The organism is Novosphingobium sp. PC22D (genome assembly GCF_002556635.1).
In the GTDB taxonomy this organism is placed as follows: Bacteria; Pseudomonadota; Alphaproteobacteria; order Sphingomonadales; family Sphingomonadaceae; genus Novosphingobium.
This window is the reverse complement of record NZ_MWMO01000043.1, coordinates 1-1,668: the sequence shown is the minus strand read 5'-3', so window position 1 is coordinate 1,668 and position 1,668 is coordinate 1. Positions and strand designations below refer to the sequence as shown.

The following is a 1,668-nucleotide window of genomic DNA, read 5'->3' as shown; positions in this document are numbered from 1 at the left end:
CCCATAGCACATTGGGAAGCGGTCCCTCGAAGGGCCGCATCGCCTTGATGAAGACAAGGGCGCGTAGCGCCTGCCGGCTTCATCAAGGCGGTCATGACCGGCCAGCAGGTCTCTAGAGTGAAGTTGTCGACTCAACACTTTGGAGACGGACCGACCATGACCAAGCGTAGCTCTACTCCCGCCGACGCCGTGCTGGTAGCCATCGATATGTCCAAGCACCGCCAGGAGGTGCTGATCGAGCGCCCCGAAGGCGGGCGCCGGCGGCGAATGACGGTGATGGCGACGAAGGCGGACTACGACCGCCTCGCAACCGATCTCGGCGATATCGGGCATCCGGTCATCGTCGGCTTCGAGGCTACTGGTAACTACCACCGCACCCTGGCGCACCGATTGCTCGCCGCGGGCTTCGAGCTGCGCCTGATCTCGTCCGTCGCCCTGGCCCGCACCCGCGAGGCGCTGCACAATGGTTGGGACAAGAACGATAGCAAGGATGCGCAGGTGATCCTGCACATGCTCCGGATCGGCGCGACCCAGCGATACGTCGATCCGCTGGCCGCCGGCATCAACGATCTGCAGGAGATGTCGAAGACGCACGAGGCGATCTCCAAGGCTAAGACCCAGACATGGCATCGCATCTTGACCCACTACCTGCCGCTCTATTTTCCAGAGATCGAACGCTTCGCCGGCAACAGTCGATCTGACTGGTTCCTCGCCTTGCTTGAGCGGTTCCCGACCCCGGTCAGCATGACCACGCTAGGCCAGGAAGGCTTCACGCGTGAGGCATGGAGCCTGGTCGGCCGCAAGGTATCCAAGGCCCGGTTGCTGAACGATATTTACGAGACGGCCTGTGCCTCCATGGCGCTCCCGGTCGACGAGGACTCGATCGCGATCACTATGTTCCGCATGGTCATCGCTCAGGCCCGCAGCCTGATCCGGCAACGCGACGAGATTGAGCGAACCGCACATTCCATGCTCGCTGAGAACCGCGATTACCAACTTCTCCGCATGATCCCCGGAATCGGACCGATCAACGCACTGACCATCCTCGCCGAAGCCGGTGATCTTCGCCGCTTCGCCCACCACCGCCAGTTCCTCAAGTTCTGCGGGCTAGATCTTGCCACTTGCCAGTCAGGCATGTTCCGAGGCCGAACCAAGCTGTCGAAGTACGGTAACGCTCGGCTCAGGCGCACGTTCTGGATGGCTACTCAGGTCGCGATCCGCCAGCGCGACAACAGCTTCCGCGACAAGCTAGGGCGCTATGTCGCCGGGCATGGCAACGACCCTGATCGCCGCCGCAAGGCGATGACCGCACTCACCGCCAAGATGGCGCGTGTCGCGCATGCCGTCATCAAGACGGGAACCGAGTACCGTCCGTTCGTCGAACGGGCGGACACCAGATGGAAGGACCCCTCTCTGTGCAGCCGTGAGGGCGCTTCGGCGACCCTGTAGATAATGTTCGGGCCTTCCATCCGGCACGCGCATCTCATTTTAAGGACGGTGAGGACCACGACCAACGCGGCCGCTGGATCCTGTGTTTGCTATGGCCGAGAGCGCTTTCCTTGACGATGGAAGCCATCTGGATCAGAACCACATCAGCGCTGATCGTGATCGGCGCAACGAGACCTTCTGGCCGTTTTCCGCCGCTGCTTCCCGACCTAGGACGTTGTC

At 62.1% G+C, this 1,668-nt stretch carries 1 pseudogene; it reads left to right on the top strand.

Features of this window, described 5'->3' with window-relative positions:
* The first annotated feature begins 156 nt into the window (after positions 1-156).
* Positions 157-1,453 (top strand): annotated as a pseudogene (locus tag B2G71_RS23515) (IS110 family transposase).
* Positions 1,454-1,668: the final 215 nt, after the last annotated feature.